We start from the raw sequence: 6,049 nt of genomic DNA on the forward strand, positions 1-6,049 counted from the left end.
CTCCACGGCGCAGCGGTGGCCCTGGCCTCGGGCACGCCGGGCGCGGCAGCCGAAGTGGCGGCTGCGAAGGTCGCGGCGGGCGAGGCGGCGTACGCGGCGTCCCGCACCGCCCTTCAGCTGCACGGCGCGATCGGCTACACCGCCGAGTACGACCTGTCCCTGTGGATCGGCAAAGCACGCGCGCTGCGGTCGGCCTGGGGCACACCCTCCGCCTGCCGGGCCCGGGTTCTGAAGGCGGTCCACCCGTAGAGATCCGCTGTGCTTCGACGGTCCGGTACGAGGCGTCGGTCTCCGGCCGGGCCGCCCGCGCCGGGCCGCCCGCTATGAGGCGAGCAAGGACTCGGCGATGCGGCTGCGGTGCGACGCGGGCGAGCCGAGGAGCTGCGCGGAGCCGTGGGCGCGCTTGAAGTAGCGGTGGGCGTCGTGTTCCCAGGTGATGCCGATGCGCCGTGCAGCTGGATCATCTCCCCGGCGACCGCGCCCAACTCCTCCATGACCACGTGTACTTCGAGCGCGCCGCCGCCGACGCCGCCGTACTCCTCCGGCACGGACAGCCCGGCCGCCCCGATCTGCTCGGTCAGCGGCCGCCAGGCGGCTGCTCCCTCGTGCCGTGCGAGCAGCGACCGTACGGCCGTACGGCCGTACGGCCGTACGCAGCTCCTGGCGCTCCGTGCCGAGCCTCACTCGTGGCCTCCTTCTGGTGCGTCTCGCGCTCCTGCTGCCTCTCGTGCCTCGGGTGCCTCAGGTGCTTCTCGCGCTGTGCGCCGCGGTTCGGCCTTGAGGATCTTTCCGCTGGCGTTGCGCGGCAGCTCCGGGACGATATGGAACGGCGCGGGACCTTGAAGTTGGCGAGCCGCTCGCGGGTCCAGGCGGTCGGTTCGGCCGGGTCGGGGTGCTGGCCGGGTTCGGGCACCAGATAGGCGACGCCGACCTCGCTGAGCCGCTCGTCGGGTGCGCCGACCACCGACGCCGGGCAGCGCCCGTCCCACCGTGTGGGAGATGGTCCAGGCGTCCGCGTCCGGGGGGCAGACGGAGACGACGCCCGTCGACTCGGTGAGTCCGTAGGCTGTGAACACGGATGGCACGCCCAGCCGTTCGCGGATTTCGTCGATGAGCGCGGCGGGCACGACGGCCGCGCCGGTGCCCGCCAGGCGCAGCGCGCCGAGGTCGTGGCCGGCGAGGTGCGGGTGGCGGACCAGACCGTGGAAGACGGTGGGCGGACCGAGCAGCACGCTGATCCGTTCCTCGGCGATGCGGCGCAGGATGCGGTCGGCGTCGTAGACGGCTTCGGGGATCATGGCCGCGCCACGCAGCAGGCAGGCGACGATCCCGGCCTTGTAGCCGAAGGTGTGGAAGAAGGGGTTGACGAGGAGGTAGCGGTCGCCGGGGCGCAGGGTGACGGCCCGACGATGCGGGAGGTGCTCAGCAGCTTCTGCACCGGAGTCGCGGTCATCACCGCCGTCGAGCCCGACGGCCGCCCCACGGGCATGGCCGTCCAGTCCTTCTCCTCGGTCTCACTGGAGCCGCCGCTGGTGTGCTTCTGCCCGGCGCACACCTCGACCGCTTGGCCGCGCATCCGCGCGGCGGGCCGCTTCGCCGTGAACATCCTCTCGGCCGAACAACAGGCCCTATGCGGGCAGTTCGCGGTGACCGGCGAGGAGAAGTTCCAGGGCGTCGACTGGCGCCCCGGCGCGAACGGCGCGCCACTGCTCGACGGCGCGCTCGCGACCATCGAATGCGAGCTGGCCGGCACCTTCCCCGGCGGCGACCACACCATCGCACTCGGCCGGGCCACGGCTCTCGACCGGCTCCCGGGCGCCGAGCCGCTGTTGTACTTCCGGTGTGCCTACGGTCGCCTGCGCTCCAGCTCTTCCAGGTCCGCGAGCATCGCGTCGGCCAGATCCCGCTCCGAGGCGTAGTACCGCTCGGCCCACTTGAGAGTGAGCGTGGGGTACGCCCACGCCTCCTGGCCCTGCGCCCCGGCGACGTCGGCCTGCGCCCTCTCACGCATCGCCTCCGCGTACGCGCGGTGCGCGCCCAGCACTTCACGCATCCGCTCGGCTTCGAGGAGATGGCCGAGCCAGATCCGCAGCATGACGCCGTGCTTGAGCACCGGCGGCTCGACCGGCGACTCACGCGCCCAGGTCCGCACCGCATCCATGCCCTCACCGGCGATCCGGTAGACCCGCTTGTCACGGTTGCCGGTCTCCTGGGCGACCATCCGGGAGGTCACATAACCGACCTTCTCCAGCCGCTTCAGCTCACCGTAGATCTGCGAGACCGGCCGATCACCCGCGAAGCCGACGGAGGGCGCCGGGCTCACCCCGAGGAGCTTGGCGATCGAGGTGATCGAGTTCTCGGGGTTGGGCAGCATGTCGCGGGCGGCTCTGATGATCTCGGGGGTGGCGACGGTGGGGCGCCCGCCGGCGCGGCCCGGCGGCCCGGCCCCCGTTCGGGCGAATTCCAGAGGCCGGCCACCGGGATGTCCGGTCGGTCGTCAGGCGCGGCAGCGCAGCATCTCCAGTGGGGGGTTGGCGAGGAAGTCCGCCCAGAAGTCCGCACCGAACTCGCGCACGCCGGCCTCCGACACCGTCAGCGGGACCCAGGTCACCTCGCTGAATCCGGCTGCCCGCAGGCACTTCTCGTAGACCTCGCGACGCGGGCGGTTGGCGACGAATGAGATCGGCGGGTCGAGCAGCGCCGTGATCCGGACTTGCGGTCCGGTCTCGGTCTCCTCGCCGGTGAGCTCGCTGCGGAAGCCGTACTTGTCCGGGGGCGGCCCGTCGAAGCGGAAGTCGGGCGACTGGTTGAGCACGAAGAACTCGCCGCCGGGCTTCATGCTCCGGTGCGCGTTGCGGCACATCCGCTCCGTGGCGGCGATGTCCTCCGCGTAGCTGAGCAGCTGGACCGCCAAGGCGATGTGGAAGCGCTGCTCGAGGGGCCGCAGTTCGGACACATCGCCCACCTCGTAGCGCACACCCAGCGGGTTGCGATCCTCCAACTGCTGTGCCACGGCGACCATTTCACCGGATATATCGATTCCGAGCACGTCCGTGGCGCCGCGCCGCTTGAACTCCCTGCTGTAGAAACCGGTGCCGGAGGCGAGGTCGAGGACCGACTTGCCGCGTACGTCCCCGACCATGGCCAGGAAGCCGGGCACCACTGCGTACTGCTCCAGCGGCAGGGACTTGAAGCCCTCGAACGCCTCACCGATCTCGTCATACTGCTGCACGCTCATCGTGCTGTCCTCCCCTGTGCTTCGTCATGCCCTTGGCCTCGGCCCCCGCTCCCGGGACACGCCGCAGCCTCTGGCGGGGAGTCTCCCCGCACCCCGGCAGACCGTCGTACTGGCAGAAGCCACAAAGATGCGGACATCGTCCCGGCTCCGCGTACAAGCGGGCGTACGGGTTCGAGCGGATGATGGACAACCTCGGTGCGATCTTCGGCCCGCTCCTCGCGCTCGGTCTGTCGCCTGGCTCGGCGCGCAGTGGGCCATCGGTCTGTCCGTCATCCCCGGCCTGCCGGCCGCCACCGCGATCGTCTACGCGATCCGGCGGCCCAGGGCCCACCGCCCGGGACAAGGTGGCGTTGAAGATCCGCGCCCGCCGCGCCGCACCCACGGACTGGCGCACCCGGCGGCGGCTCGCTCCCGCGATTGCCCCGCCTCGGTCCGTGCCCCGGGACGGTGTTCCCCCGATACTGGCCTGAGCCACCAGATCTCCGTACCAGCCTGGAGCGAGTCCGACCTGACCTGCGCAGACCCCGGACCGCGGCCCGCACGCCCATCGCACCTGGAGACAACCGTGAAGATGTTGATCAACGTTCCCGAGACCGTCGTCGCCGACGCGCTGCGCGGGATGACCGCCGCGCATCCCGAACTGGTGGTCGATGTGGAGAACCGGGTCGTCGTACGGCGGGACGCGCCGGTCGCCGGGAAGGTCGGGCTGGTTTCGGGCGGCGGGTCGGGGCATGAGCCGTTGCACGCGGGGTTCGTCGGGCCCGGGATGCTCGACGCGGCCTGTCCGGGCGAAGTGTTCACCTCGCCGGTGCCGGACCAGATGGTGCGGGCGGCGGCTGCCGTGGACAGCGGGCAGGGTGTGCTGTTCGTGGTGAAGAACTACACCGGCGACGTCCTGAACTTCGAGATGGCCATGGAGCTGGCCGAGGACGAGGGCGTGCAGGTCGCCAAGGTCCTGGTCAATGACGACGTGGCCGTGACCGACAGCACCTTCACCGCCGGCCGGCGCGGCACCGGAGCCACCCTCTTCGTGGAGAAGCTGGCCGGCGCGGCGGCCGAGGAGGGCGCGCCGCTGGACCGGGTGGCGGCCATCGCCCGGCAGGTCAACGACTCCTCGCGGAGCTTCGGCGTCGCGCTGAGTGCCGTCACCACCCCGGCCAAGGGCAGCCCGACCTTCGATCTGCCGACCGGGCAGCTGGAGCTGGGCATCGGCATCCACGGCGAGCCGGGGCGCGAGCGGCGGGCGATGATGACCTCCGGTGAGATCGCGGACTTCGCGGTCGACGCGGTACTGGAGGATCTGCGCCCGACCGGGCCGGTCATCGCGCTGGTCAACGGGATGGGGGCGACGCCACTGCTGGAGCTGTACGGCTTCAACGCCGAGGTGCAGCGGGTGCTCGTCGAGCGCGGCGTGCCGGTGGCCCGTACGCTCGTCGGCAATTATGTGACCTCGCTCGACATGGCGGGCTGCTCGGTGACGCTGTGCCAGGTCGACGAGGAGTTGCTGCGACTGTGGGACGCGCCGGTGCGGACCGCGGCGCTGCGCTGGGGCCTCTGAGCGGGGGCGCCGGAAGCCGGACGGGGCCCGGCACGGGGCCCTTGACCGGCGAAGACGTCACCGGACGGAGCGCTTCCCCACGGCGCTCCGCGCGCGAAGCGATCCCGCCGCGCGGAGAACCCCGCCCGTAAAGACCGACCGGGAGCGAGCCCGCAGCTCCCGAAGCTGATGGAGGACTTGTTGCTCGACACCGACTTCTTCCGCCGCTGGCTGGCCGCCGCGGCCACCACGATCGACCGCGAGGCGACGCGGCTGACCGAACTGGACTCCGCGATCGGCGACGCCGACCACGGCGCGAATATGCAGCGCGGCTTCAAGGCCGTGACGGCAGCCCTGGAGAAGGAACCACCCGCCACTCCCGGCGCGGTGCTCATGCTCGCCGGGCGGACCCTGATCTCGACGGTGGGCGGCGCTTCGGGGCCGCTGTACGGCACGCTGCTGCGGCGCACCGGTAAGGCGCTCGGCGACCAGGACCAGGTCGGCCGGGAGGATCTGGCGAGCGCGCTGCGCGCCGGCGTGGAGGCGGTGGCGGTGCTGGGCGGCGCGGCCCCCGGTGACAAGACGATGCTGGACGCGCTCACCCCGGCCGTCGAGGCGCTGGGTGAGTCGTTCGGGGCGGCGAGCGCCGCCGCGGACGAGGGCGCGCTCGCGACCGTGCCATTGCAGGCGCGCAAGGGACGTGCCAGCTATCTGGGCGCGCGCAGCGTCGGCCACCAGGACCCGGGGGCGACGTCGTCGGCGCTGATCCTCGCCGCACTGGCCGAAACGGCCGCGGTGTCCGCCGGGACGGCCCAGGACGCGGCCCCCGGCGCGGCTCCGGACTCGGACTCGGAGGGCGGGCGATGAGCGACGCGAAGCTCGTCGGGATCGTCCTCGTCTCGCACAGCGGCCCGGTCGCCGACTCGGTGGCGAAGCTGGCGGTCGGACTGGCCGGTGGCGGCACCGCCCCGGTGGCGGCGGCCGGCGGCACTCCGGACGGCGGCCTCGGGACCAGCTCGGAGTTGATCGCCCAGGCGGCGCACAGCGTCGACCGTGGCGCGGGGGTCGCCGTGCTCGTGGACCTCGGCAGCGCGGTCCTCACCGTGAAGGCACTGTTGGCCGAAGGGGACGAACTCCCGGACAGCACACGGCTGTTGGACGCGCCGTTCGTGGAGGGCGCGGTGGCCGCCGTCGTCACCGCATCAGCCGGGGCGGACCTGGACGCGGTCGCGGCGGCGGCCGGGGAGGCGTACGACTACCGGAAGGTATGAGCG

Annotated in this window: 9 protein-coding genes and 1 pseudogene; 5 read left to right on the forward strand and 5 right to left on the reverse strand. The window is 72.3% G+C overall.

What is annotated here, in order from left to right; all coding sequences use genetic code 11:
• A partial coding sequence (locus QMK28_RS31730; protein ID WP_326443155.1) for an acyl-CoA dehydrogenase family protein occupies nucleotides 1–249 on the forward strand: 249 nt, incomplete at its 5' end.
• Here QMK28_RS31730 and QMK28_RS34455 read toward each other — a convergent pair.
• The 3 genes and pseudogenes from QMK28_RS34455 to QMK28_RS31745 form a co-directional block, all read right to left on the reverse strand.
• Nucleotides 135–548 carry a hypothetical protein gene (locus QMK28_RS34455; protein ID WP_443050891.1) on the reverse strand — a complete coding sequence of 138 codons (414 nt, stop codon included), beginning with the start codon at nucleotides 546–548 and terminating at the stop codon, nucleotides 135–137. The two genes, QMK28_RS31730 and QMK28_RS34455, sit on opposite strands and share 115 nt — an antisense overlap.
• A 29-nt stretch (nucleotides 549–577) precedes the next feature.
• A complete protein-coding gene (locus QMK28_RS31740) occupies nucleotides 578–964 on the reverse strand; it encodes a hypothetical protein (RefSeq protein WP_326443156.1) in 387 nt (128 codons plus the stop codon).
• Between the two features lie 61 nt (nucleotides 965–1,025).
• Nucleotides 1,026–1,394: pseudogene (locus tag QMK28_RS31745) on the reverse strand (AMP-binding protein); the annotation flags it as partial.
• On the opposite strand from QMK28_RS31745, the gene QMK28_RS31750 reads away from it, so the two are divergent.
• Nucleotides 1,350–1,919 carry a flavin reductase family protein gene (locus QMK28_RS31750; protein ID WP_326443169.1) on the forward strand — a complete coding sequence of 190 codons (570 nt, stop codon included), beginning with the start codon at nucleotides 1,350–1,352 and terminating at the stop codon, nucleotides 1,917–1,919. The pseudogene QMK28_RS31745 and the gene QMK28_RS31750 overlap by 45 nt on opposite strands.
• Here QMK28_RS31750 and QMK28_RS31755 read toward each other — a convergent pair.
• Complete coding sequence (locus QMK28_RS31755) at nucleotides 1,847–2,374, reverse strand: PadR family transcriptional regulator (RefSeq protein WP_326443157.1); 528 nt, start codon at nucleotides 2,372–2,374, stop codon at nucleotides 1,847–1,849. The genes QMK28_RS31750 and QMK28_RS31755 overlap by 73 nt on opposite strands.
• Nucleotides 2,375–2,497: 123 nt before the next feature.
• Entirely contained in the window at nucleotides 2,498–3,238 is a 741-nt protein-coding gene (locus tag QMK28_RS31760; RefSeq protein ID WP_326443158.1) for a class I SAM-dependent methyltransferase, read from the reverse strand.
• 565 nt (nucleotides 3,239–3,803) lie between these two features.
• Here QMK28_RS31760 and dhaK point away from each other — a divergent pair.
• From dhaK to QMK28_RS31775, 3 genes are all read left to right on the forward strand, one after another.
• A complete protein-coding gene (dhaK, locus tag QMK28_RS31765) occupies nucleotides 3,804–4,796 on the forward strand; it encodes a dihydroxyacetone kinase subunit DhaK (protein ID WP_326443159.1) in 993 nt (330 codons plus the stop codon).
• Between the two features lie 180 nt (nucleotides 4,797–4,976).
• Nucleotides 4,977–5,642, forward strand: coding sequence for a dihydroxyacetone kinase subunit DhaL (gene dhaL, locus QMK28_RS31770; protein WP_326443160.1), 666 nt, complete (start codon nucleotides 4,977–4,979; stop codon nucleotides 5,640–5,642).
• Entirely contained in the window at nucleotides 5,639–6,046 is a 408-nt protein-coding gene (locus QMK28_RS31775; protein ID WP_326443161.1) for a PTS-dependent dihydroxyacetone kinase phosphotransferase subunit DhaM, read from the forward strand. Before dhaL ends, QMK28_RS31775 begins: the two co-directional genes overlap by 4 nt.
• Nucleotides 6,047–6,049: the final 3 nt, after the last annotated feature.

Origin of the sequence: Streptomyces sp. H27-D2 (assembly GCF_035828615.1) — a bacterium.
Taxonomy (GTDB): domain Bacteria; phylum Actinomycetota; class Actinomycetes; order Streptomycetales; family Streptomycetaceae; genus Streptomyces.

Coding starts and splice junctions, on each gene's coding strand:
- QMK28_RS31755 (WP_326443157.1), bottom strand. CDS start 2,374: ATGCTGCCCAACCCCGAGAACTCGATCACCTCGATCGCCAAGCTCCTC.
- QMK28_RS31760 (WP_326443158.1), bottom strand. CDS start 3,238: ATGAGCGTGCAGCAGTATGACGAGATCGGTGAGGCGTTCGAGGGCTTC.
- QMK28_RS31775 (WP_326443161.1), top strand. CDS start 5,639: ATGAGCGACGCGAAGCTCGTCGGGATCGTCCTCGTCTCGCACAGCGGC.